Below are 24,781 nucleotides of genomic sequence, written 5' to 3'. Positions count from 1 at the left end.
CATAGTCTATCAAACTAAGCACGTTCGATAAACATCGAATCACCGTAACTAAAGAACCGATACTCATTGCGAATAGCGTGCTGATACGCATTCATAACATATTCCTTGCCTGCAAAAGCACTGATCAACATCATCAAAGTGGATTCTGGCAAATGAAAATTGGTGAACATCGCATCAAATACTTTAAATTCAAACCCCGGATAAATGAAAATTTCAGTATCATCGTAAAAAGGCACCAGTAACTCACCTGTCTCATCGCCTTTTTTGGCTGCTGTTTCCACCGAGCGCATCGAAGTTGTTCCCACTGCAATGACTCGTTTTCCCGCAGCTTTTGTTGCTTTGATTTGTGCCACAATCGCTTCTGAGACTTCCGCATATTCAGCGTGCATAGTGTGTTCTTCAACATTATCCACTTTGACTGGTTGGAAGGTGCCTGCTCCCACATGCAAGGTGACAAAGCCAACTTGCACACCTTTCTCTTTTAGTTTAGCTAATAGATCGTCATCAAAGTGTAGACCCGCAGTAGGGGCAGCCACAGCTCCTGGCTTGTTGTTATAGACAGTTTGATAACGCTCCTTATCTGAATCTTCGTCTGGACGGTCAATATAAGGGGGTAGTGGAATATGTCCATATTGCTCAAGGCATTCTAACACGCTCATGTCGGTTAAGAATTTGAGCTCAAACAGCGCACCATCACGTCCCAGCATCTCGACATCAAGCGCGTTTTCTAAGCGCAACATGGCACCGACTTTAGGGGCTTTACTGGCTCGAACATGTGCTAATACTCGATTATCGTCAAGCATTCTTTCGACCAATACTTCGACTTTTCCACCTGAGCTTTTTTGCCCTAGCAAGCGCGCAGGGATGACTCGTGTGTCGTTAAAAATGAGTAAATCACCTTCTTCCACAAACTCCAACATTTGTGGGAATCGATAGTCTGCTACCGCCCCTGTTTTACCATTTAAATGAAGTAACCTAGACGCTGTTCGGTCTGCTGTGGGATACTTGGCAATCAAATGCTCTGGTAAATCAAAGCCAAAATCAGATGTTTTCATACGCTACCTCAGAAATTTGCCGATATTGTACTTTGGTCGGCATACAAGGCAAGTAAAACTGTCGGTATTGATTGATATACCTAGGTGTAAAAAGTCGCACATCAGAATTTGGGGGAACCGACTAGAGTTAGTGTAACACAGTGATTTAGTGTGTCTGCTCCAAAAGCCGATTTGCCCATCTCACTGAAGTGGGCTTTTTGTATTAAACGCAATGGTCATGCTTTCTTACATTTTGCGGTGGATTTTTGGTTCGCAACTTCGTAGACTAAATTCACATTTTAATTATTAATCAAACACATGACTCTCTGGCAAAAAGTCAAACGCTCCTTTGTAAAATACTTCAATCACGCCAGTGGCACTAATATCGCTTTGGTGTTGCTTGGTTATGTTGTGACCACATGGGCACTACTATATGCCGTGGGGGAAATCAGTGTTACTTCGCCAACGGATTTTGTGTACTACATTATTGTCACAACATCGACCGTCGGATACGGTGATTTTTCGCCAACCACGGATGCAGGCAAATGGGTCGTCAGTTTATTTGTGATTCCGGTGGGACTGTCGCTTTTTGCTTTGGTAATCGGACGAATCGCCGCTTGGCTAAGCAGACAATGGCAACTGGATATTAGAGGACTAAAGAGCATCATGAACGAACAACATATTTTGATCTTAGGTTGGAACGATGAACGCACCATTCAATTGTTGCAATTACTGCTTAAAGAACGTCAACAAAGTACCGAAAAAGTCGACATTGTACTGTGTGTCAAAGCCGATATTGAAAACCCTATGCCAGGTGAAATTGAATTTGTTCGCGTGTCATCTTTTAACCGTGAAGAAGATATGAACAAAGCAAATGTCAATAGTGCCAAAACCATCTTGATTGATAATCCACATGATGACATTACCATGACGACTGCGCTATTTTGTTCAAAGCACAATCCCAATGCTCATATAGTTGCATACTTTAATGACGAATCTTTGGTGAGTTTGTTACAACAGCATTGTCCTAATGTCGAATGCACCCCATCGGTAGCGGTTGAAATGCTGGCCAAGTCCGCCTTTGATCCAGGTTCATCGTTGCTGCATCACGATTTGTTAAGTGTCGCTGATGGGCATGAACAGTACTCAACCATAGTGCCTCAAGATGTTGGCTGTATTGAAGTGTCGGATATATTTATCCAAATAAAACACATCCACGATGCCATTTTTATCGGCTATGCTAAAGCAGATGACAAGCAACACATCATCGTTAACCCAAGTTTTGACACTCAAATTCACCCAGGCGACCGCGTTTTTTATATCGCTCGCAGTCGTATTAATGACATGCAGTGGCATGCTTTTGTAGAAGGAATTCATAATGCTTGATTTATTGACCAGCACAGGTAATTTTGCACTGTATTTTGGTTCTGCCATTGCCTTGTTGTTTTTATTTAAAATTATCTACGCCTTTGTGACCCCCCATAATGAGTGGCAACTTATCAAAGAACAACAAAATACCGCTGCTGCGGTTGCGTTTGGTGGCGCTGTGGTAGGTTTTGCGATCGCTGTCGGCGGTGCTGCAAGTAATTCCGTTGCTTATATAGATTTTATCGTATGGGCGTTGGTCGCTTTGGTTGCTCAGCTTCTGGCTTTTGTCATACTCAAGCTGACGTTCATGCCAATGATTAGTGAACGTATTGAAAACAATGAAACGTCTGCGGGGGTCATGCTTGGTTTGGTTTCTGTGGCCGTGGGTATTCTAAACGCAGCTTGCATGTCTTACTAAAAGGACTTACCATGACCATGTCCTCAAAAAGTACCAAACGCAGCGCCATCCAGCTTAATCGTTACCGCAAAGTATTTGCTGTCAAACCGCTAGCTGTAGGAATTGCTGCGGTTTTATTATCGGGTTGCGGTGAAGAACCCGAAGTCGCTGATATCTATCGCTCACTAGGTGAGTGTACCGACAACAACCCAGGATTTTTTGAACAGTGCCAATATGCTTATGAAAGCGCGGTTGAAGACGCGGTCAGAACTGCACCTCGATTCAGTAATGAGCGCGACTGCGAATTTGAATTTGGTGAAGACCGATGTGAATACGTTAGCAACGAAAACGGCTCTTTCTTTATGCCTTTCATGGCCGGATTTATGCTAAGTCGCATGCTGTTTCAAGATGATGATTGGGATATCGATTTTAAGAAAAAAAAGAAAAAACGCTATTATTCTCAACCTTTATTCACTTCGTATTCGCGTCGCTCATCTTTGCGAAATCAATGGTTTGACGCGTCTGGCAAAAGCTTTGGTGGCACCCATAGAACGGCGACCAAAGTATACGGCAGTGATTTCAAAGCCAAACCAACTGCGAGTCGCACCTTATCTAGAGGTGGATTTGGTAAATCCGTTGCCACCCGCAGTAGCTCACGAGGTTTTGGTGGTTAGGTTCAGCACGCAATGATTCGACAAACTTGCGCAGAACGTCCAAACTGGCAAGCTAAAGCACTCGAATACGGCTTTCACTTTCATACCATGTATGGCGAGCCTTACTGGGATGAATCCGCTTTTTATCAATTTACACTCCAACAAATTGAGCAAGAGATAGAAGACCCGACTGCAGAACTGCACCAGATGTGTCTAGCGGTAGTCGATGCGGTCGTGCATGACGAGCAGTATTTACGACAATTTTGTATTCCCGAATCGATGTGGGATTTGGTACGCGATAGCTGGATCCATAAAGCGCCCAGTTTGTATAGCCGTATGGACCTTGCCTACAATGGCAAAGGCCCCGCCAAATTACTCGAAAACAACGCAGACACGCCGACGAGTTTATATGAAACCGGATTCTGGCAGTGGCTGTGGTTAGAAGAACAAGTTCAAAGTGGCATATTGCCTCCTCATACTGACCAGTTTAATTCACTACAAGAGAAACTTGTGCACCGCTTTGCCAATCTGCGTGAGTACTATCAGATGTCGCAAATGCACTTTGCTTGCTGCAAAGACACGATCGAAGATCGCGGAACCGTTCAGTATTTACAAGATTGCGCGGCAGAAGCCGGACTAAGAGACTTTTTTGTTTTTATTGAAGACATGGGGGTCTCACCTGAGGGCTTTTATACCGACAAACTCGACCGCGTCATTTCGCATTGTTTCAAACTCTATCCATGGGAAAACATTTTTGCCGATCCCTTTGCTGAGCACCTTTATTCCAGTCAAGTGCATTGGCTAGAGCCTGCTTATAAAGCAATTATTTCGAATAAAGCCTTGTTGCCTATGCTGTGGAAACTCTTTCCCAATCACCCTAATCTATTGCCAGCCTATTTTGCTGATGAAGCCAACAACATAGATACCGGTAAATGGGTCAAAAAACCGATCTTTTCTCGCGAAGGTGCCAATATTATTATTATTAATGATGGACAAACAACTTATAGTTCAGATGGTCCTTATGGAAACGAAGGGTATATTTATCAGGCTTTTACCGAATTACCAAAGTTCGAACAACACTACACTCTGATTGGCTCCTGGCTTGTGGATGACTTACCTGCAGGGATATCGATTCGAGAAGATGCAAATATGATCACACAGGATATGTCACGCTTTATTCCACATGTCATAGTTTAAGGGATTGCATCGCTTAGCTTTTTGCGACAAACTAGTTTTTTATTTTCATTTTCCAGAGGCCGCAGTGAGCGCATCGACCAATACCAAACCCGCCCAACCACAAAATCAAAATTTCTTCGGTAACCTTGCCTTTAACATCATCATTCCTGTAATGATCATGTCATATGCTAGTAAAGAAGAGTATCTTGGTCCATTGTGGAGCATTGCGGTGGCATTGGCGTTCCCGCTTGGTTATGGTCTGTTTGAATTAGCCAAAGAAAAAAAGGTCAATTTTTTCTCGGTGTTAGGGATCATCAGTGTGTTATTGACCGGTGGGATCAGCTTACTTAAACTGCCTGCCGAATATATTGCAATCAAAGAGGCTGCCATTCCTGGGCTTATTGGCCTTGCGGTACTCATCACCCGTTATATGAAAAAACCCTTGATCAAAATTCTGGTGCTGAATGACACGCTCATCAACTGGCCAAAACTAGGCGAAGCATTAGCACACAACAACAATGAAGCTAGTTTTGAGAAAAAAATCGATATTAGTAACTATATTGTAGCAAGTTCATTCTTTTTATCATCAGCATTGAACTATGGTTTAGCGAAGTGGATATTGGTTTCTGAACCGGGTACCACCGCTTACACTGAAGAGCTTGCGCGCATGACCGCATTAAGTTACCCAGTCATTGTTATACCAAGTATGTTGTTATTATTTGGTGCGATTTGGTATATCTTTGGACAAATGAAACGCCTCACTGGCAAGCCAGTCGAGACGTTCCTCAATCAGTGATTTAATTGTCTAATATTGCAAAAATCGCTTTCGCAATATCCGTATTATCTTGCTGACCAGCAAACTTATCTGCATAAGGCCCTGATGCGTAAACTTGAACATCTATCGCCGTATGACCCGTGGTGGTCCAGCCGGTATTGGTTTTAGTGTCGATAAAGGGTTTGATTTGCGCGGTTAACGCGCGTAAGCCCTGCGATAAATCCATCAGCACCACAATTTCTTCTTGCTCAATCGTCAAATCAAACGCCAACACCTGCTCGAGATACTGTACTCTTTCGGTACCATTCATGTCTTTTTCTTGCATGGTGAGCACCATAGATTCAACGGATACAGGAATATTATGTAAATATTCTGGTGACCAGCGGTATTCACCGTCCTTCGCTAAGGTCAGCCCCCCCGTTGAGTGGTCAGCCGTTAAGATGACCAATGTATTTGGGTTCACTCGTTGAAACTCTTCAAGTAACAACAAGGTGTCGTGCAAATCTTGCATTTCGGCCATCACACCGGTAATGTCATTCGCATGTCCGGCCCAGTCTACTTGACTGGCCTCCACCAACAAGAAAAACCCCTCGTCATGTTGCAAATGCTTCAAAGCGTGCTCAGTCAAAGTGCGCAAGCGTTGAGGTTGCGGATCATCTATTGCCCAGGGTAAGCCCTTTTCAGCAAATAAACCCAACACACGTGATGGCTCCTCAATTTGTGCCAATGCATTATACTCAGTCACATAGGCATAACCGGCATCAATGAACTCCTGAGCTAAATTGCGATCCTCGCGGTCAAAATAAGCGGTCCCCCCCCCTAACATGACATCCACCCAAAAATCGTCTTGATAACGCAAATCAAAATACTGATCGGCAATCGCATCATAGTTACGACGCGATTCGTTATGGGCAATATAGGCTGCAGGTGTCGCATGTACGATCTGTGAGGTCACGGCCAAACCTGTTTTCATGCCTTTGGCTTTGGCCGCATGCAAAACAGTACGAACGGGTATTTTATCCACGTCCATACCAATTGCACCATTGTAGCTCTTCACCCCTGCGGCTAATGCCGTTGCACTTGCGGCGCTGTCTGTGACTAAGCCAGAGACTTTCGCCGGAAATGTAGTAGACATACCGACATGATGTCGGTCGAACCAAGTAGCTTCTAGTTCAGGAGTGGTAGCATTATCTTGATAATATTTATACGCACTAGTAAAGGCTGGACCCATTCCATCTGCTACCACCATGATAATGTTAAGAGGTTGATTGAGCTCACTGACTGGGGCAGGAGTGGTATCAGGCACCTGTGTGGATGAGCAAGCAAATAATATGGCACTTGCCGATGCGAAGAATATCTTTTTTAGCATAGTTATTTTCCCTATGAATATTTTGGCTATTATATACGATGATTCTGAATGATTAATGACATAGTTGTGACATTTTTTATTGCTAATGTCGCACAATTGACTAATACCTTAGGCTCATTCACGGCTTTTATAATCAGTATACATAGTCAGCCAGATTTTTGACGATCATTCGCTATGTCCCATCAAACCTAAGCGCAAAATAAAAAAGCTTCCACCCACCTACATCTCATTCATTATATGAATGATGGCAATGAAACTCATTGATTGTATTTATCAAAATAAACCTTCTAGGATGTATATGTGTTCGCGAGGCAACAACTTGTCTTCGCAATCGAATCAACCTGAAAGAAAGGATAAGACTATGTCTAATTATCAAGAAACGCAAAACGCATTTGCTGAGCTTATCGGTCAAAACCAAGCTTGGAATGCAATTAGCCCTGAATATGCGACTCGCATGAAATTACAAAACCGTTTCAAAACCGGTTTAGATATCGCTAAGTACACTGCAGGTATTATGCGTAAAGACATGGCTGAGTACGATGCAGATTCTGCACAGTACACTCAGTCTCTAGGTTGCTGGCACGGCTTCATCGGTCAACAAAAAATGATCGCTATCAAGAAGCACCAAAAAACAACTGACAAAAAGTATCTTTACCTTTCTGGTTGGATGGTTGCAGCACTTCGTTCAGAGTTTGGTCCTCTTCCTGACCAATCCATGCACGAAAAAACGTCTGTTGCTGACCTAATCGAAGAATTATACACGTTCCTACGTCAAGCTGACGCACGTGAACTTGGTAACCTTTTCAAAGAGCTAGACGATGCACGCGCTAACGGCGGTGACGTTGCAGCTGCACAAGCAGCGATCGATAACTTCGAAACGCACGTTGTACCAATTATTGCAGACATCGACGCTGGTTTTGGTAACGAAGAAGCGACTTACCTACTTGCTAAGAAATTCATCGAAGCGGGTGCGTGCTGTATCCAAATCGAAAACCAAGTATCTGACGCGAAGCAATGTGGTCACCAAGATGGTAAAGTTACCGTACCACACGAAGATTTCCTTGCGAAAATCAATGCAGTTCGTTACGCATTCTTAGAGCTAGGCGTAGATGACGGTGTTATCGTTGCACGTACTGACTCATTAGGTGCTGGCCTAACTCAGAAAATCCCAGTATCGACTTCTGAAGGTGACTTAGCAGAACAGTACAATGCATTCCTAGAAACTTCACCTGTAGGCAGTGTTGATGAGCTTAAGAATGGCGACACTGTAATGAAATTAAACGGTGAATTAGTTAAGCCTGTTCGTCTTCCTAATGGTCTTTACAAATTCAAAGAAAACACTGGTATCGACCGTGTTGTTCTTGACTGTGTAACATCACTACAAAATGGTGCTGACCTTCTTTGGATCGAAACTGAAAAGCCACACGTTGGTCAAATCGCAGAAATGGTTAACGAAATTCGTAAGACTGTTCCTAACGCGAAGCTTGTATACAACAACTCTCCTTCATTCAACTGGACGCTTAACTTCCGTCAGCAAGTATTTGATGCATGGTCAGAAGCAGGTAAAGATGTATCAGCATACATCCGTGCAGACCTAATGAATGCAGAATACGATAACTCTGAACTCGCTGCTGAAGCGGATGAGAAAGTACGTACTTTCCAAGCAGATGCTGCGCGTGAAGCAGGTATCTTCCACCACTTGATCACTCTACCGACTTACCACACTGCAGCATTGTCTACTGACAACTTAGCAAAAGGTTACTTCGGTGACGAAGGTATGTTGGCATACGTTCGCGGTGTTCAGCGTCAAGAAATCCGTCAAGGTCTAGCGTGTGTTAAGCACCAAGCAATGGCTGGTTCTGACCTAGGTGATACACACAAAGAATACTTCTCAGGTGACCAAGCGCTTAAAGCGTCTGGTGACGACAACACAATGAATCAGTTCGACTAATTGATTAGATTGTTTGTACTGAATTAGTACCCTACACAAAGCCCAGTTTTACTGGGCTTTTTTATAGATTATAAAAATATAAACATCGCCTTTCATTCATTAGACTAATAGCGTATCGCAAAGCGCATGGCAGTTTATATAATGATTTTAAGCAAGTAAGAAGGCGTAACCATGAACATTTCCAAGATTGATCTCAATCTCTTAGTCTATTTAGACGTGTTACTAAGAGAGGGAAGTGTAACCAAAGCAGCCAACCAGCTCAGTATTACACAACCAGCCATGAGTAATGGTTTAAAACGTCTACGTGACCTTTTTAAAGATCCATTACTCGTGCGTACGAGTGAGGGCATGACACCGACCAAACGCGCGTTAGAACTCAGACCGGTTATTCGAGACGTACTCAGTCAGCTAGAAACCTCGATTCAACCAGAAACCGATTTTGATCCTGAAACGTCTACCCGTACTTTCCGTATCATGACCTCTGATTACGCCGAATCCACTTTGTTACTCGAACTGATTGATACCATCAACGAACAAGCGCCTCATATCACGCTGGATTTGATTACGCCATCGGACGTGACGTTCCACGATGTCGAGCAAGGTCGCGTTGATATGGCGATAAACCGCTTCGATGACTTACCCCTATCATTCCATCAAAAAGTGATCTGGTATGATAATTTTTCATGCGTATTCGCCAAAAGTAACGATATTGCCAATAAATTCAATCTCGATAGCTACCTTAAAGCCAAGCATATATGGGTTAGTAAGACCGGATTTGGAATTGGTGTAGGGATTGATCCCAATGAAGTGCAAAAACTCGGATGGGTCGATGCAGAACTGACAAAACTAGGCAAAAAACGTAACATTCGGGTGTTTACTCGCCACTATCATGCTGCATTGCAGTTAGCCAAAACGCAAAACTTGATTGCCACATTGCCTTCTCGCGCCGCTCGCATTTACGCGGATGATCCAGAACTTGAAATTACTGCACCACCATTTGATATTCCGCCGATTGCACTAAAAATGGCATGGAGCGCTCTACTGCATCATGACGCTGGTCACATGTGGTTGAGACGTTTAATTGCAGAAGTTGCCGATAATATGGCAAATTATTAAAATCATTCACAGCGTGAATGTTTAACATCATTTTTATAATGTTAAGAATATAAAGTGTTGCTTTATAATTAATGCCAAAGCAAGTACCACTACCGGAGTCAGAATATGACGCAATATATCCGCCGCGGCAAATTGTCCGTAGCAACCGAACTCGACCAATTTATCGAACAACAAGCCATCGCCAACACAGGCGTAGACTTTGCTCATTTTTGGACAGCATTCGAACAAATCCTCGAAAACTTCGTGCCACGCAATCAGGCTTTATTAGAAAAGCGCGACCAACTGCAAGCCCAAATAGATGGTTTTCACGTTGGCCAACCTGAGGCGGATTTTGATCAATACAAAGCGTTCTTACAAGAAATCGGTTATCTCGTTGAAGCACCTTCAGAAAGTCGTGTCGAAACGGCCAATGTTGATGCGGAAATCGCGACCCTTGCCGGTCCTCAGCTGGTTGTCCCAATTAACAACGCTCGCTACGCTTTGAACGCAGTCAATGCGCGTTGGGGTAGCTTGTATGATGCTCTTTACGGCACGGATGTGATCAGTGAAGACGATGGTGCAGAAAAAACCAATGGCTACAATGCCACACGTGGTCAAAAGGTCATTGCTCAAGCTCGTCAATACCTCGATACTATTGCGCCTCTAGAAGTCGGTTCACATACTGATGCGACCGCTTATACCATTACTGAAGGACAGCTTGCGATAGCATTAAAAGACGGCTCGAGCACAAGCTTGCAACAACCGCAACAAGTAGTCGGATATCAAGGCAGTTTGACCAACCCAAGTGCAATCTTACTGCGCAATAACGGTTTACATGTTGAGTTACAGTTCGCTACCGACCATCCCATTGCCGATGCGGATCCTGCCAGCATCAAAGACATTGTGATTGAATCTGCTTTAACCACCATTATGGACTGCGAAGACTCTGTCGCAGCAGTGGATGCCGAAGACAAAACCTTGGTCTATCAAAACTGGTTAGGGCTGATGCAAGGTAGTCTATCTATCGAAATGAACAAAAATGGCAAGGCGATTACTCGTAAGATGCAAGCCGACCGTATTTATACCACGTTTGACAGCGGTAATTTGACCCTTTCTGGCCGCAGCCTCATGTTTGTGCGTAACGTGGGTCACTTGATGACAAATGACGCCATTTTATTCAATGATCAGCCCATCCCAGAAGGCATTATGGATGGAATGATCACTTCTTTGATCGGTATGCATGACCTCAAAGGCAACTCGCCTTTCCAAAATTCAAAAGAAAACAGCATTTATATCGTAAAACCGAAAATGCATGGACCTGAAGAAGTTGCATTTGCCAATGACTTATTTAATGCCATTGAAGATGCACTGGGTCTTGAACGCTATACCCTCAAAATCGGCATCATGGACGAAGAACGTCGTACTTCAGTAAACTTACAAGCGTGTATTGCCGCAGCGCGTTTCCGTACCGTTTTCATTAATACTGGTTTCTTAGACCGCACCGGTGATGAAATTCATACCTCAATGAAAGCCGGCGCCTTTGCGCCAAAAGGCGAACTCAAGCAACGTCCTTGGATTGGTGCATACGAAAAAGCCAACGTCACTACAGGTCTAGCATGTGAAATGTCAGGTAAAGCGCAAATTGGTAAAGGTATGTGGCCAATCCCTGATCAAATGGCCAATATGATGGAAGCCAAAGTCGCTCACCCACAAGCTGGAGCGAACACGGCATGGGTACCATCACCCACGGCAGCCACCTTACACGCTCTGCATTATCACCAAATCAATGTGTTTGCTTTGCAAGAGCAAATGAAAGCCGAAAGTTTTGACGGTATTGATACGATCCTTGATATTCCGTTAATGGAAGCTGGCCGTACCTTGAGTACGGATGAAATTCAACGTGAACTCGACAATAACATTCAAGGGATCCTTGGATATGTTGTACGTTGGGTACATCAAGGCGTAGGCTGTTCAAAAGTGCCTGACATCAATAATGTTGGCTTGATGGAAGACCGTGCAACCCTTCGTATTTCCGCCCAACACATTGCTAACTGGCTGGAACATAAGCTCGTATCGTTAGAACAAGTGGATGAAACCATGGCGCGTATGGCACAACTGGTAGATGAACAGAACGCCAACGACGCAGACTATATCCCAATGTGTCCGGATCTCGCTAATTCTATCGGCTATCAAGCTGCACGCGATTTGATTATCTTGGGTACCGTTCAACCGAGCGGTTATACTGAACCATTATTGCATGCACGTCGTCGTGAGATGAAAGCATTACACGGTGGATAAACCTAGAATTGCTTAGTTAATAAGCAAATTCGCAAAACATACCAACCTTGCCTAAGCTAATATTATCTTTGTTAGCTTGGGCTTTTTTTGTTCAAATAGTAGGGGTATCAGGAGGTAGCAGCATCGCTGTGATAGTTACGATACCATCGGATAAAGCGAGCCACGCCCTCTTCAACACCGACAGCTGGACGATAATCCACTGCGTTCACTAGCGCTTCAACGTCAGCAAACGTATCTTGTACATCGCCTGGTTGCATGGGTAGCATTTGTTTGTCGGCTGTTTTGCCAAGAGCATGTTCCAAAGTTTCGATGAAAGTCAATAAGTGCACTGGGGTTTGTGCACCAATGTTGTAGACGCGCCAAGGTGCTTTGGATGAAGCCGGTTTTGGTGCATCTCCTTGCCAATCAGGATCAGGTGTAGCGATATGATCACAAATGCGCACAACGCCGTTAACGATATCGTCGATATACGTAAAGTCTCGGCGATGATTACCATAGTTATATACCTTGATTGGTGCATCAGCCAAGATAGCTTTAGCAAACTTTATTGGGGCCATATCAGGACGTCCCCATGGGCCATAAACGGTAAAAAAGCGCAGTCCTGTGGTAGGTAACCCGAACAAATGACTATAGGTATGCGCCATCAATTCATTGGCTTTTTTGCTTGCTGCATATAAAGAAACTGGATGATCCACATTATCCGAGACCGAAAACGGCATAGACTCGTTCGCCCCGTAAACCGAACTGGATGACGCATACACAAGGTGATGTACTTGGTGGTGTCGACATCCTTCCAGAATATTCATAAACCCGACGATATTACTGTCAATATACGCATGTGGATTATCAATTGAGTAACGTACACCTGCTTGCGCGGCAAGGTGGATCACTCGCTCAAATCGCTCAGCGGCAAAAAGAGATGCCAGACTATCGCGGTCGGCCACATTGAGTTTATGAAAGGCAAACAGATTTCTATTGGGATGTGAGTTGATCCACTCAAGTCGGTCATATTTTAGTTGCGGGTCATAATAGTCATTCAGGTTATCTAACCCCACAACCTGATCACCGCGCTCTAATAAGGCGCGCACAACATGTGCACCAATAAAACCCGCTGCGCCTGTGACTAATATTTTCATCTATGCATCTCCCTTTGCATCTTGTGCGAACATTTTACATCCTGTCCCGTCTTAAGAGGTCCCAATAACTCTGGATCGGTCTTGGTAAAGATATGTCTACCGAGTACTATTTGAGCTGTGCTTCGGTAGGCTTTCATCATCATATGATACAGCAACAATGTCCAGGGCATTTTTAAGTAATGGCCTCTTAACCAAATGAATCTTTCACATACTTTACTTAAGCGACTCGCCACTAATGGATGAGAACTGGCAATAATGCGTTGATAAACAGCGACTAATGCGCGTGTTGATACTTTCTTTTGTATCCGTCCGGCTTGTTTTGCTATGGCTTCTGGTACCGAGAGGCTCAACATGTTTTGACATAAATCGATGGCCATGACACTTTCTCGAGCAAACCCTGTTTGTTGCGCCAACGCCCAATAGATATCCCAATCATCCAATGAAAATTGCTCAAACATCAATAGCAAATCAATCAGATCACGTAACGCGTATTCACATTCTTCATTGAATAACAAATGAATCGTGCTGTGCAGTGTTCGTGCTGGCAGTGATAACACTTTCACCCCCGAAGCGGTGACTTCTATGTGTTGAATAAAAAAACTCACATCCACAGCACGACCCGACACGGGAGGAACAATGTTATGATGCATATCCAGTACTGCGCCGGTACCACCGTGATACATTGGCGGGATCTCATGCGCCCATTCTCGATAATACCGGTCATCATAATCATCCATCTCACCACTGAACCAGCCCGTCAGCTTGAGTTGCTGTTCAGCGCCGGCAATATCGGATTGTTGCACCCAAATATCAATATCGCTGTAAATACGCCCTCGGCTAACGACATCCCCCAACAATGTATACGCCGCGCCTTTTAAGACAATCATCGGATAAGACTCGCCCAACAAACGATGGATGAGTTTTACCGTATGATGAACTTGATGAATATGCCGTGTGGTAACATCCATCGCGTTGTTAAAATGATGCTGAACAGATAAAGGCAATTGTTCTAATAGGTGATGATCGGCCAAGCGATGACCATATCGAGCGAGGAGTTTTTCATGACGCAATAACTGCACGATACCCGACCACTGTGTCTCATTATATTCCAGTGCGGTGTCAGGCATGACGAAGAGTCTGATTAAGTCTTGTTGACCAAGCTTAGACATATTCCAATACTTCTTGTTCTAGGAAGGCCTTGACGTCAGCGGCATCCCGATATTCAATATGATAACTGTCCGCTTGCTCCACCACACTCGTTAAAGCCTTAAAGCCTCGATGTGCCATTAATGAAAAATTAAATGCATTGTCCGCAAGTTGATGCATGGCTTGAGATTGGTTGAGTTGGGTGATCTGTATGTCTGTGATATCTGGATTGTACTTAGGAAACACAATGCCTTTAATTCGCGCTGGAGCAAAACGCTCGTCTTCGTTAAGCGGTGCTGATAAGTGAATAACATCTCCCTTATGAGTGTCTTTTGCAACAGTGGAAAACGGCGCATCAGGGAACCACGACTGCGCCAAATCAATGCTCTTATTTTTAAGGCAAATCGGTCTAGCAAAAGGGATTGCTTCAAATGTTTCGGGATCGATCACGGCCATTTCATCTGATAGCAAGCGCCAACCATTGAACGCCAAATACGCCGACATCGTACTCTTACCCGATCCAGGAGGTGCAGGGAAGAGAATGGCTTGATTGTGTTTGGCTAAGATCCCTGAGTGCACAATAACATGCTGCAATTCATGCGCAGCAATGGTCCAATTCATCCCCCATTCCAGCATGGCAAACGCTTGGCTCAGATGCAAAGGCTTAAGCGGTTCGTGTTGGTCACAAAAAAACGAGGCTTGTGGCCGAAACCACCGTCTCAAGCCCGTCGAGTGGCGGACCGCAATATGATAGTCGATAAAAGGCAAAGACCCTTCAGGCAACACCTGTTGCCCGTATAGGGTGTGGAGGTTTTGTTCCACCAAGGCAATATCGGTTTGCACCCGAAAGTTAAACGGCGGTATCAATACATCATAAGTTGCTGTCACTGTCAGCGTCTCTTAGCTTGCTTAGCTCGCCTGTTGCAGTGGTTCTTGATAAATAAACTCTTGGCGAATTAACGATTTGACCATAGATAATTCATCGGCTGACAACGGAATTTGTTGAGAATAATCTGACAGGACTTGATTCAGCTTGTCCTGGGTAAAAAACACGGTGAGCATTTGTGTGGTTTTTTCATTAAACAATACCGTACCACTGCGGTCTGAAAAAGGGTGGACATGCACCCCTGCTTGTAAAAAATGTGATAATTGACTCATCCTTGAGCTCCTTTAAACAAATTCAATGTTTGGCGTTTACGCCGTGAGTGCATCATAAGCCATCTGGATGTCCATGGCGGATGCATTGGCTATCTTATCTTCAAAAACTGCCACCGTAAAGGACGGGTCAGCACTGAGATCCACCACAGGATAATTGATACCATGGCTTCCATCAAGAAGTTGGTTAAGTACAAATGCTGCGCGCATTTCTGCATCCGTAGGCATCATAGGGGTCGTTGAAGCGTTTATTGTATTGATTTCAGACTCGTATCCTACGTAACTGGTGGGATCCAAATTTAAGCTTTGCAACTGTTGTACGCTCAAAAAATTCACATCCATGCCGGTGCGACGATTGGCAAAATCTGAGCCATTGCCAGAGGCAACAATCGAATTGACCACGCCAGTTGCCCAAGCTGACTTAATGGGTAAGGCAGCCATGACTGTGGCAGCCCCTAAGCCTGTAGACGTTTTAATTAAAAACTTTCTGCGGGCTGACACCGAGTCATTTGCTTGGTTGTCTTGTCTCGAGACGTTGTTGTGTTCCATTATTCCACTCCTTCACATCAGTGAGAAAACTGCAGTGTTCACTACTTAATTTATGGTTTTTTATAAATCTGCAAATTTCACACCAGAAAATCAAGCTATTGATCTAACTAGTTATTTTCAAACCACGACCGAACGAGTGTCAAAATTTTTGACAGTATTTCCGATAGTCGTTGTTTGGTTATTGCTTTTATCGTTTTCATTCAGACTCACACTTGAATATTGTGTTTTTGCGCCAGTGCTCTGAGGTATTTCACGGGAATGGCGTAACTGATCCCAGTTGGCGTACTGATAGCCGATTCTTTGCCTTCACTCACAATGACTTTGTTGATGATCCCAACCACTTCGCCGGTGACAGGCGAATACAAGGGACTGCCGCTGTTGCCCGGATAGGCGGTACCATCCAGTTGATAGACCATAGAAGGCGCTTGTAGTTTATCGATGAGACGCTGACTGAGCCCTTGTGTGTTGTGCAAGGGGATTGCATCTGGGGTAATTGCTGCGATCATGGCTTGATGTGTGGCTGGATATAAACCAAGGACGGATCCAATTGGAAATCCAGTTAATGCCACCATCGAACCCTCTGGTAAAAACGCATCTTCACTGAGCACAAGGGGTGCCAACGGAGACTCTAACTGCAATATCGCCAAATCGTGAACCGGCTGAATCGCAACAATGGATAACTTATGCATCACAGGCGCACGCCCCTCTCCCGCTAACGCGACATAATTTTGTACGATACTTGGGTCGAGCGTTTGGGCGACGACGTGATAATTGGTCGCAATGTATCGACCGTTGCCAAACACAAACCCAGTACCTCGAATGGCTGGCGCACTCGACTCGAGTGGAGTATGCAGACCTATTGCCACCACCCCGTTCTTTACGGTCTTAATTGTGTGGACTAAGTCATTGGCACTGACACTCATTGTGGTGACAACCAACACTGCGACCAGTAAGACAAACTTCTTCATACTCATACCTTTGAATAAACTGACTATTAGTCTAGACTGTTTCGGTACGTTTGCTTATTAATTAAATGAAATCTGTGAAAAGTCTCATCATCGCGTTGTGCTCTCCCATCAATCAGTTTTTGTTAGGATTACTGTTTGCAGCTGTATTGATGGGCTTCAAAAGAACCGTACTGGCACAGCGCTTTGCAGTGTTGAGCGTGGCATGGTTGTTGGTCTGCTCCCAATATACGTTTTCCAGCTGGTTACTCAAACCGCTTGAGCATACTGCTCCGTCTATTGAGTTAACTGACCCAAGATTGCACAAGGCGACTCACATACTGCCGTTAGCTGGGTATTATTTTGCTAACAGTGACTTAGCCGAACATGCCTTGTGGTCCCGAGCAACCATACAGCGTCTCAGTAATGCGTATTTTTTATATCAACACATCAAAAAACCCATCATATTAACCGGGGGGCCGTTTTTGGCACAAAGCCAAACGCCTTATAACGAGTTTGCTGCACAATACTTTATGGCACGGGGCATCCCTAAGGAAGACCTTATCCTGGTGCCCAGTTCCCCAGAGGGTCCGTTTAACACCCAGACCGAGCTGCAAGAAGCTTTTGCTTATATCTCAGAAGGCAATCCAATCATTGTTTCCTCTGCCACGCACATGCGTCGCATCGATTTACTGATGTCGCAACTTGGGTTGGTCAACAAAATCCTGTTTCCGGTGGATTTTCTCACCAGTGGACAAATCAGACTACAGATAAATGCCCCTGCCATTGACTCATTACACAGAGTGTATATGGGGTTATACGAGTATCTTTCGTATTTTTACTACGATATCTCAATAAAAATTCGCAAATTCTCGGCGTAATTCAAAATTGTTGTCTACACTTCTGACTAGACCCGTAGTCAGTGGATATCAGTGTGGATATTGCAATCAATAAACCCAAACAGACCTCGCTTCTCAAAAAGTTAAAGCGACTGTGGGGGTTATTCTTAAAATTCAACGATGCGAGAAAGATTTCCAAACACTTCTCTCGGTATTTTTTGATGCTCGACGCACAAAAGCCAGAACTTAAGAATGTCGTATACGGTATCCGATACCAAGTCTATTGTATTGAAGAAGAATTTGAACCGGCTAATGATACGCAACAAGAACGAGATGAATTTGATGCCTATTCGTTACATTGCGTCTTACAACATTTGGGCTCGCAATCGTTTGCCGGAACCGTCCGAGTTGTGTGGCCAAAGCACGACAACGAAGTTCTCCCCATTGAGCGTTATTGTTCAGAGAGCATTACCGAACTAGAGTATCATCCAAGTAACTTCCCTCGAGGCTCGGTATGCGAAATCTCCCGACTCGCAGTGCCGTTTGATTTTCGCCGTAGACAAGCCGATAAGTTTGATGGTTCAGGAACAGGTGTGATCAACGAAAGTGATTATTCAGAAGATGAGTTGCGTTGCTTTCCATTTATCGCTATTGGTCTATACCTTGCCGCTGCCGGACAAGTATATAACCATCGCATTCCCCATACCTACGTCATGATGGAGCCCCGACTGGCGAAGAGTATGGCGTTTATTGGTATCAAGTTTAAACAAATTGGGCCACCGGTATACTATCATGGCATTCGCGCACCTTATTACATTAGCCAGGATGTGTTTTTTGAACATCTCTCTCCTAGTTTTAACGTCATGTTTGATCTCATTCGCAATCAACTCAAAGTACAGTCTCTAGGGTAAGGAGTGTATTAGGATGACCAGTCTATTTAATTATCAATCTGCTGTTTCTCGAAATATTGGTTGGGTGACAGAAGCCGAACAAGCGCTTCTTGCCACTAAGAAAATCGCTATAGCCGGACTGGGTGGTGTTGGAGGGGAACACCTAATAACATTGACTCGATTAGGGCTAACTCAATTTCATATTTCAGATTTTGATGAGTTTGATGTGCATAATTTCAATCGTCAAATCGGTGCTACCATGGACTCCATTGACCAGCCCAAGCTCGATACGCTTGAACAGATGACCCTTTCGATCAACCCAGAGGCGCAGATTAAAACTTTCCCCTTTGGAGTCAATCAAGACAATGTCGATGCGTTTCTAGAAGGTGTTGATGTGTACGTAGACAGCTTGGATTTTTTTGCGATGGAAGCCCGTGAATTGGTCTTTCGCAAATGTGCGGACAAAGGGATTCCTGTCATCACCACCGGTCCGATTGGCTTTGGCGTCGCCATGCTGTGTTTCATGCCAGGTTCGATGGATTTTGATGAATATTTTGGCTTTTCAAAATGTCACAGCAAACAAGAAAAGCTTTTAAAATTTATGGTGGGACTGACCCCAGCTCTATTGCAACGGGATTATTTGGTCGACCCGTCACGCGCAGATTTTGCCGCTGAAAAAGGCCCATCGGTCATTATGGGCGTCAAATTGTGCGCGGGTGTCAATGCCACGAATGTGCTCAAAATACTCCTGAACCGTGGGGACATCATCTGCGCGCCACATGGTTTGCATTTTGATGCGTACAAAAACAAACTGGTCAAAACCTGGTGCCCGTTTGGTAATGATGGGTTATTGCAGCGTATTAAGTATCAGATCGCCAAGCGCGTTGTCTTAAGTAACTAAGCGTATACATATATAAACTCCCATCTTCTAACTCTTTTCTTTTTCCTATCCTCATCTTTACTGTCAGCCTTTTTTACAACCGCTCAATTATTAAACAAAAAGAAAATAAAAAAAATAATAAAAACAAGCACTTATGGATTTGGCACATGCTATGCAGTGTATCTGTGTATGCAATCATATTTGCGTTCACAAACACCTTTAAAAGGATAGAAATATGAAAACTTATAGCAAAACACTTTTAGCGCTTGCTGCAGTTGGGGCTTTCTCAGCGAACGCAAGTATTATCAATGTTAATTTCCCTGGAACACCAACAGAAAGCATCACATTTGAAGAACTTGTACTAATAAGTGATTACAGCGCTTTTGGTGATTTTACTGCGACATCCTATTTTGTTGATTCAGATGACGATGGCACTATTGAGGCCGGTGAGTTAGTGGTTGACGCCGGTATCCAGAGAGTATTCTTTGGATATGATGACCCTACTTCAGGCAATCAGATATTCGACTTATCTGGTAATTACCTTGAATTAAACTATTTTGTATATGGTAATTCTACTCAAGTATCACCTACTGAGCTCGTATCAGGATTTTCAGGGGGGTTATTTAATATATTTACAGTTGACGGTAATGGTACATCTGGTGATCAATCTGATGATGTTCGAACTGAGTTAGCTGCTTCATTTTTACTGAATAATTTTGTCGTCAGTCCACCATCACTAACTGGTATTCCTCAATTCGAATTTGGTGGTGTTGCCATTGAAGCCGGCGATGATATCCTCACTGACCAATGGGGTGTTGGTTTTGATGACCTAATCGACGGAGGAAACGCCCCTTCATTTGCTGCACAAATTGATTTTGATGACGCATCTGATGCTTTTGTAGACCCAACTACTGATTTGACATTCGCTAATACTGACGCTGATGCATTTTTAAGATCCGTTTTAAACTCGAATAGTAGCGTGGATGGAACTTGTACATTTGGAGGTTGTAATCCGTTTATTGCTGCAACCAATAACCCCAATAATCCTGTAGGTTCAGATGATTTTTGGGATCTGTTTAAAGCAGATTTATTACAAGGCAATCCTTCGCTTGTTGGGCATGATGTTTTTTCTCGCACAGTCACCCTTGCTTCCGATGATGTAATCATCAACGCCAACGCACCTGCAACCATGGGAGTCCTCGGGGCTGGCTTACTTGTATTAGCGGGCTTACGTCGCCGTAAATCGTAACACATTACATTAGTAATCATCCCAAGAGTCAAAGAGAGGTTAGCCTCTCTTTTTTGGTATTTACAAAATAATTATCTATATTTGATGTGACAAGCCGATAAACCTAATTAGCTTTTGGGATTTGTAACCGGCACATGCAAGGGATGGTATGTCGATTTATGTAGACGCTCTGCGTTACCACGCAACAACTCACGATACAGTGAAGCAGTACTGGCTCTTTCTGCAAGAGAAGAGCCAGTGTAGCCCCTTTTTAACCTGGGCGTGGCAAGCATCCTGGTTGACAGAAGCAGACTCACCTTTATGTGTCCAGTTTTTTTACAACAATGAAATTGTTGGAATGTGTTTCGTGGGTGAGCAGACCATTCAACATATTGGGCTTGGCTATCAGATTGGATTATTGAATCAATCTGGTGTCCCAGAAATTGACCAAGCGTGGATCGAATACAATGATATCCTGGCTTTGCCCGAGCACATTGCTCAGTGCCGACACGCTCTTGTGCAATGGTGTTTTGAGCTCCAAAAAATGGATTGCTTTGATATTAATACATCACTCACTCATCCGGAACAATGGGGGCCTGAATCGCTTAAGCACTTTGATGGGATCGTCATAGAGCAAGAAGCGGTATTGGGGTATCGCACACAATTAACCAATGACTCTGTGTCGTCCAAAAGCAGGCTGGACCAAATACTATCTATTTTATCTGCAAACAAACGTTCTCAAATCAATCGCAGTATTCGGTATATAACAGAGCAATATGGCGATATTGGTATCCACGTCCACAAAGGCGGTGCACTTAACGAAGCGTTTGCTGACACTGGGCAATATCACAGTGCCCGCTGGCAAGAGAGTCAATATGGCAGCGGCTTTACCAATCCGAAGTTCGTTGGATTTCATCAACGTTTATTCCATGAAGCATCGGGACAGTTTGATATTCAGATCCTTGAATTTACCACCGACACCATCAAACTGGGTTATTTGTATTTTTTCATCAAGGACGGAATCGCTTACTTTTATTTATCTGGGATCAATTACTGCGACTCAGATAACAAGTATCGTGTAGGTTTGGTTATCCACGTGCTTGCCATGGCCTACTTTGCAAAGCGTGGCGTGCACACCTACGATTTTATGGGGGGAGAGTGTGCTTATAAGGCGTCATTGTCCACAGAGCAATATAGCTTTTATCACACTAGGGTTATCAAAAACAAAGCATTTCATTTATTACACCGTTCATTTAACAAGATTGCTCGAACGTTTGGCCAAGCGAAACATGGAGAACACACATGGGTGTAAATGAACAGGATACCTGTCTCACAACAGCCTTTGCTACCGTCTCGAACCCGAGTCACACAGCAATTCACCAACACTTGCTGTCAATCAGCGTGCCTTGCCCTAAAGGACAATTCACCTGCCAAGACTCGCTCTGTGTAGTGAATAAAGAAGGACAAGTGCTCAATACACATTGCCGTATATTAACTCTATGGCCCGATCACTCTGTTCGATTTGTACATGTTCGTTGCGCGGTATCGCTGGAACCTAATAGTGAATCTAGCTTATATCTGCAACGCTACAGCTCTACTGAAATCATTCCATCGGCCATACAACATCGTTCGACAAACCGACTGGATATCTCGATCCCCTGTGCCGTTCTGAACGATATCCAACCCATCACAGTAGTCCCTGAGGGGATCATGTTCGGGGAAACACTGATCCGCACTCAAGTGAGTGGTCGTGTGCATGGTACACAACAGAGCATCGAGCCCACGTCTGTTGTCTCGTGGTCTTTTCATGAAATATTGGGGCAGCAAGCACCCCTTGCTGTCGAGCTTTGCATAGTACGCCAGGCTCAAGCTGGCGAGATATCACTGAATATAGAAGAAACAGTCACCATTAACACCATGACCGGTGCAATGGATATGACGTTAACGTTGCACAACCCCAATAGCGCTCATCACCCCAATGGGCAGTGGGATCTGGGCGACGCACATTCCATCTTTGTTGACGAAATGGATTTTGAAGTGCGCTCGCCACACCGTGATGTTCAGGTTTGTATTAACCAGCATTGCTATACCAACATTCATCGTATTGAACAACTTGGCAGTGGTCGCAGTGAGTCGCGAAGTCGAGCGCATTTGATGCATACCGCCGAAGTTGCGCCGACGGAATCGTACACGTTTATCAATAACCAAATCTCCATTTATCGCAATGTGCAGCCGTATATCCGACATCAGAATAGACATTATGTGTTGACTGATTTTTGGCAACGTTTTCCATCGACGTTTACCTCTGGAGACGATGGCCTTGTCTTCTCCGGTGTGAATGCCAAATTAGCGGACTACTGTGAACTTCAACCTGGGGAAAAATGGACTCGGACTTTACATATATCGGCACAATCTTCACAGGTGCACTCTTGTGCCGTCCTCCCCAAGCCCATGTGTACTCTTTGTCCTGAATATGTCTATTCATGCCAGGCCATTGAGCGCATTGCGCCTTCAATGCTGACCAATAAATGGTGCGAAATCACTGGCTCTGTCCTATCCACTCATGATGGATTTGCAGCCAAGCGAGACCACATTGATTTATATGGATTTCGTCATTATGGAGACCTGCTTGCCGATCACGAATCGGCCTATCTTGATCCTGACAGCGCGCCTTTGATCAGCGTCTATAACAATCAATACGACCCATTATTTGGTTTATTGAAACAATACGTCATGAGTGGGGATCTCCGTTATTTTGAACTGGCGAACGATTTGGCAATACATGTTATCAATGTCGATATCTACCATACCCAAGCAGATAAGCCGGAATACAATGGCGGGTTATTTTGGCACACCGACCACTATGCCGATGCAGAAACGTCTTCGCATCGCACATACTCGTCTCGCCAACAAAGCGGTGTATACGATGGGCATGCAGGGGGAGGTGGTCCAGGAGGACAACATTGTTACACCACCGGACTCGCCTACTATTACCTCCTGACGGGTAACGAAGACGCCAAAGGCGCCGTGAACTCTCTATATCACTGGGTAACTCGATATTATGAAGGTGATGAGACGCTTTATTATCGATTACTCGCTTGGAAAAATCGAGACGTGCCTGGATTAAAAGATGTCAAAACAGGACGCTATCCACTGGATCGTGGAACGGCGAATTACCTTAATGCCATACTCGATATGCATCTATTGACCCAAAGCGAACAATACTTACATCATGGGCTATGGGTTGCATTGCACACCGTCTCCCTGGAAGACTCACTTGATGAACTGGGGTTGGATAACATCGAAGAAAATTGGTTTTATACGGTTTGGCTTCAAGCATTGATGAGGCTGATCGAGCGGCTGACAGACCTACCCAAATTTGCTACTGCACGAGGAAACTTATTAACGTTAGTTGGAAGATTTGCGACATGGATATGTGCACATGAATCCCCTTACCTAACCCGAGCAGATGAGCTGGAATACCCCAATCAAACCTGGTCTGCGCAAGATTTACGCAAAGTCGATTTGTTGATGTTTGCAGCCATTCAAGCCTCATCAAAACAAGATAAACAAGATTATCTGGCCAAAGCGTTAGAGATTGAGCAATACATCCATCAAGCATTAATGAACAGTGATGAACGTTTTTTCACGCGCATTCAAGCGCTGGTCATGCAAAATCAAATGGAGTGGGAATCCGCTCAGTACCTCTATACGGAGTGTGGAAAAACGACGCACTCAGAACATGCGCTTTGGACAACACAATCTGACCTGACTGTCGATATTGCACCAGAGGATATTTCACCCTATCGCCTCAAACGAAAACCCCCTTGGTCGATACAAAGAGAACTTAGCCAGCTCAAGCTACGTCATAAAGTACTACGCAAATGGATTTAAACAT

The 24,781-nt window shown here is 44.2% G+C and carries 22 protein-coding genes; 14 read left to right on the top strand and 8 right to left on the bottom strand.

From position 1 onward, the window contains the following. Positions 1 to 14: 14 nt before the first annotated feature. The gene (gene queA / locus NLG07_RS06100; protein WP_254854573.1) at positions 15 to 1,055 is read right to left on the bottom strand and encodes a tRNA preQ1(34) S-adenosylmethionine ribosyltransferase-isomerase QueA; all 1,041 of its coding nucleotides are present in this window, start codon (positions 1,053 to 1,055) and stop codon (positions 15 to 17) included. Positions 1,056 to 1,352: 297 nt separating this feature from the next. Here queA and NLG07_RS06095 point away from each other — a divergent pair, with 297 nt between their 5' ends. From NLG07_RS06095 to NLG07_RS06075, 5 genes are all read left to right on the top strand, one after another. Beyond that, the gene (locus NLG07_RS06095) at positions 1,353 to 2,420 is read left to right on the top strand and encodes a potassium channel protein (RefSeq protein WP_254854572.1); all 1,068 of its coding nucleotides are present in this window, start codon (positions 1,353 to 1,355) and stop codon (positions 2,418 to 2,420) included. Then, positions 2,413 to 2,820: a DUF350 domain-containing protein gene (locus tag NLG07_RS06090; protein ID WP_254854571.1), complete on the top strand. Its 408-nt coding sequence runs from the start codon at positions 2,413 to 2,415 to the stop codon at positions 2,818 to 2,820. Before NLG07_RS06095 ends, NLG07_RS06090 begins: the two co-directional genes overlap by 8 nt. A gap of 11 nt (positions 2,821 to 2,831) precedes the next feature. Then, complete coding sequence (locus NLG07_RS06085; protein ID WP_254854570.1) at positions 2,832 to 3,473, top strand: DUF1190 domain-containing protein; 642 nt, start codon at positions 2,832 to 2,834, stop codon at positions 3,471 to 3,473. Positions 3,474 to 3,485: 12 nt separating this feature from the next. Continuing rightward, positions 3,486 to 4,649 carry a glutathionylspermidine synthase family protein gene (locus tag NLG07_RS06080; RefSeq protein WP_254854569.1) on the top strand — a complete coding sequence of 388 codons (1,164 nt, stop codon included), beginning with the start codon at positions 3,486 to 3,488 and terminating at the stop codon, positions 4,647 to 4,649. Positions 4,650 to 4,713: 64 nt separating this feature from the next. Then, a complete protein-coding gene (locus NLG07_RS06075; protein WP_254854568.1) occupies positions 4,714 to 5,424 on the top strand; it encodes a VC0807 family protein in 711 nt (236 codons plus the stop codon). A gap of 1 nt (position 5,425) precedes the next feature. Here NLG07_RS06075 and NLG07_RS06070 read toward each other — a convergent pair whose 3' ends face one another. After that, positions 5,426 to 6,772, bottom strand: coding sequence for an alkaline phosphatase (locus NLG07_RS06070; protein ID WP_254854567.1), 1,347 nt, complete (start codon positions 6,770 to 6,772; stop codon positions 5,426 to 5,428). A gap of 361 nt (positions 6,773 to 7,133) precedes the next feature. Between NLG07_RS06070 and NLG07_RS06065 the strand changes: the two genes are divergently transcribed. The 3 genes from NLG07_RS06065 (at position 7,134) to NLG07_RS06055 (ending at position 12,116) form a co-directional block, all read left to right on the top strand. Beyond that, on the top strand, positions 7,134 to 8,723 hold the full coding sequence (locus NLG07_RS06065) for an isocitrate lyase (protein WP_254854566.1): 1,590 nt from the start codon (positions 7,134 to 7,136) through the stop codon (positions 8,721 to 8,723). Between the two features lie 171 nt (positions 8,724 to 8,894). Next, on the top strand, positions 8,895 to 9,839 hold the full coding sequence (locus NLG07_RS06060) for a LysR family transcriptional regulator (RefSeq protein WP_254854565.1): 945 nt from the start codon (positions 8,895 to 8,897) through the stop codon (positions 9,837 to 9,839). A gap of 105 nt (positions 9,840 to 9,944) precedes the next feature. Next, complete coding sequence (locus tag NLG07_RS06055) at positions 9,945 to 12,116, top strand: malate synthase G (RefSeq protein ID WP_254854564.1); 2,172 nt, start codon at positions 9,945 to 9,947, stop codon at positions 12,114 to 12,116. Between the two features lie 107 nt (positions 12,117 to 12,223). On the opposite strand, the gene NLG07_RS06050 is transcribed toward NLG07_RS06055, so the two are convergent. From NLG07_RS06050 to NLG07_RS06025, 6 genes are all read right to left on the bottom strand, one after another. Continuing rightward, the gene (locus NLG07_RS06050) at positions 12,224 to 13,252 is read right to left on the bottom strand and encodes an NAD-dependent epimerase (RefSeq protein WP_254854563.1); all 1,029 of its coding nucleotides are present in this window, start codon (positions 13,250 to 13,252) and stop codon (positions 12,224 to 12,226) included. Beyond that, positions 13,249 to 14,421: a nucleotidyltransferase family protein gene (locus NLG07_RS06045; protein WP_254854562.1), complete on the bottom strand. Its 1,173-nt coding sequence runs from the start codon at positions 14,419 to 14,421 to the stop codon at positions 13,249 to 13,251. The genes NLG07_RS06050 and NLG07_RS06045 overlap by 4 nt, the downstream gene beginning before the upstream one ends. Beyond that, the gene (locus NLG07_RS06040) at positions 14,414 to 15,286 is read right to left on the bottom strand and encodes an HprK-related kinase A (RefSeq protein ID WP_254854561.1); all 873 of its coding nucleotides are present in this window, start codon (positions 15,284 to 15,286) and stop codon (positions 14,414 to 14,416) included. Before NLG07_RS06040 ends, NLG07_RS06045 begins: the two co-directional genes overlap by 8 nt. A gap of 21 nt (positions 15,287 to 15,307) precedes the next feature. After that, on the bottom strand, positions 15,308 to 15,556 hold the full coding sequence (locus NLG07_RS06035; RefSeq protein ID WP_254854560.1) for a hypothetical protein: 249 nt from the start codon (positions 15,554 to 15,556) through the stop codon (positions 15,308 to 15,310). A 36-nt stretch (positions 15,557 to 15,592) separates the two neighbouring features. Then, positions 15,593 to 16,102 (bottom strand): hypothetical protein, encoded by a 510-nt coding sequence (locus NLG07_RS06030; RefSeq protein WP_254854559.1) that lies wholly within the window; start codon positions 16,100 to 16,102, stop codon positions 15,593 to 15,595. A gap of 206 nt (positions 16,103 to 16,308) precedes the next feature. Then, the gene (locus NLG07_RS06025; RefSeq protein WP_254854558.1) at positions 16,309 to 17,070 is read right to left on the bottom strand and encodes a serine protease; all 762 of its coding nucleotides are present in this window, start codon (positions 17,068 to 17,070) and stop codon (positions 16,309 to 16,311) included. A gap of 74 nt (positions 17,071 to 17,144) precedes the next feature. Between NLG07_RS06025 and NLG07_RS06020 the strand changes: the two genes are divergently transcribed. The 6 genes from NLG07_RS06020 to NLG07_RS05995 all read left to right on the top strand — a co-directional run bounded on the left by NLG07_RS06020 (position 17,145) and on the right by NLG07_RS05995 (position 24,777). Continuing rightward, entirely contained in the window at positions 17,145 to 17,927 is a 783-nt protein-coding gene (locus NLG07_RS06020; RefSeq protein WP_254854557.1) for a YdcF family protein, read from the top strand. 53 nt (positions 17,928 to 17,980) lie between these two features. Further along, a complete protein-coding gene (locus tag NLG07_RS06015) occupies positions 17,981 to 18,796 on the top strand; it encodes a PEP-CTERM/exosortase system-associated acyltransferase (protein WP_254854556.1) in 816 nt (271 codons plus the stop codon). A gap of 13 nt (positions 18,797 to 18,809) precedes the next feature. After that, entirely contained in the window at positions 18,810 to 19,676 is an 867-nt protein-coding gene (locus tag NLG07_RS06010; RefSeq protein ID WP_254854555.1) for a ThiF family adenylyltransferase, read from the top strand. Positions 19,677 to 19,890: 214 nt separating this feature from the next. Further along, complete coding sequence (locus tag NLG07_RS06005) at positions 19,891 to 20,904, top strand: hypothetical protein (protein WP_254854554.1); 1,014 nt, start codon at positions 19,891 to 19,893, stop codon at positions 20,902 to 20,904. A gap of 148 nt (positions 20,905 to 21,052) precedes the next feature. Then, positions 21,053 to 22,195, top strand: coding sequence for a GNAT family N-acetyltransferase (locus tag NLG07_RS06000; RefSeq protein ID WP_254854553.1), 1,143 nt, complete (start codon positions 21,053 to 21,055; stop codon positions 22,193 to 22,195). Further along, complete coding sequence (locus NLG07_RS05995; protein ID WP_254854552.1) at positions 22,186 to 24,777, top strand: hypothetical protein; 2,592 nt, start codon at positions 22,186 to 22,188, stop codon at positions 24,775 to 24,777. The genes NLG07_RS06000 and NLG07_RS05995 overlap by 10 nt, the downstream gene beginning before the upstream one ends. The last annotated feature ends 4 nt before the right edge of the window (positions 24,778 to 24,781 follow it).

This window comes from Alteromonas sp. LMIT006 (assembly GCF_024300645.1).
Taxonomy (GTDB): Bacteria; Pseudomonadota; Gammaproteobacteria; order Enterobacterales; family Alteromonadaceae; genus Opacimonas; species Opacimonas immobilis.
Note: the sequence above shows the minus strand (reverse complement) of the source record. Positions and strands in the feature narration are given on the sequence as shown.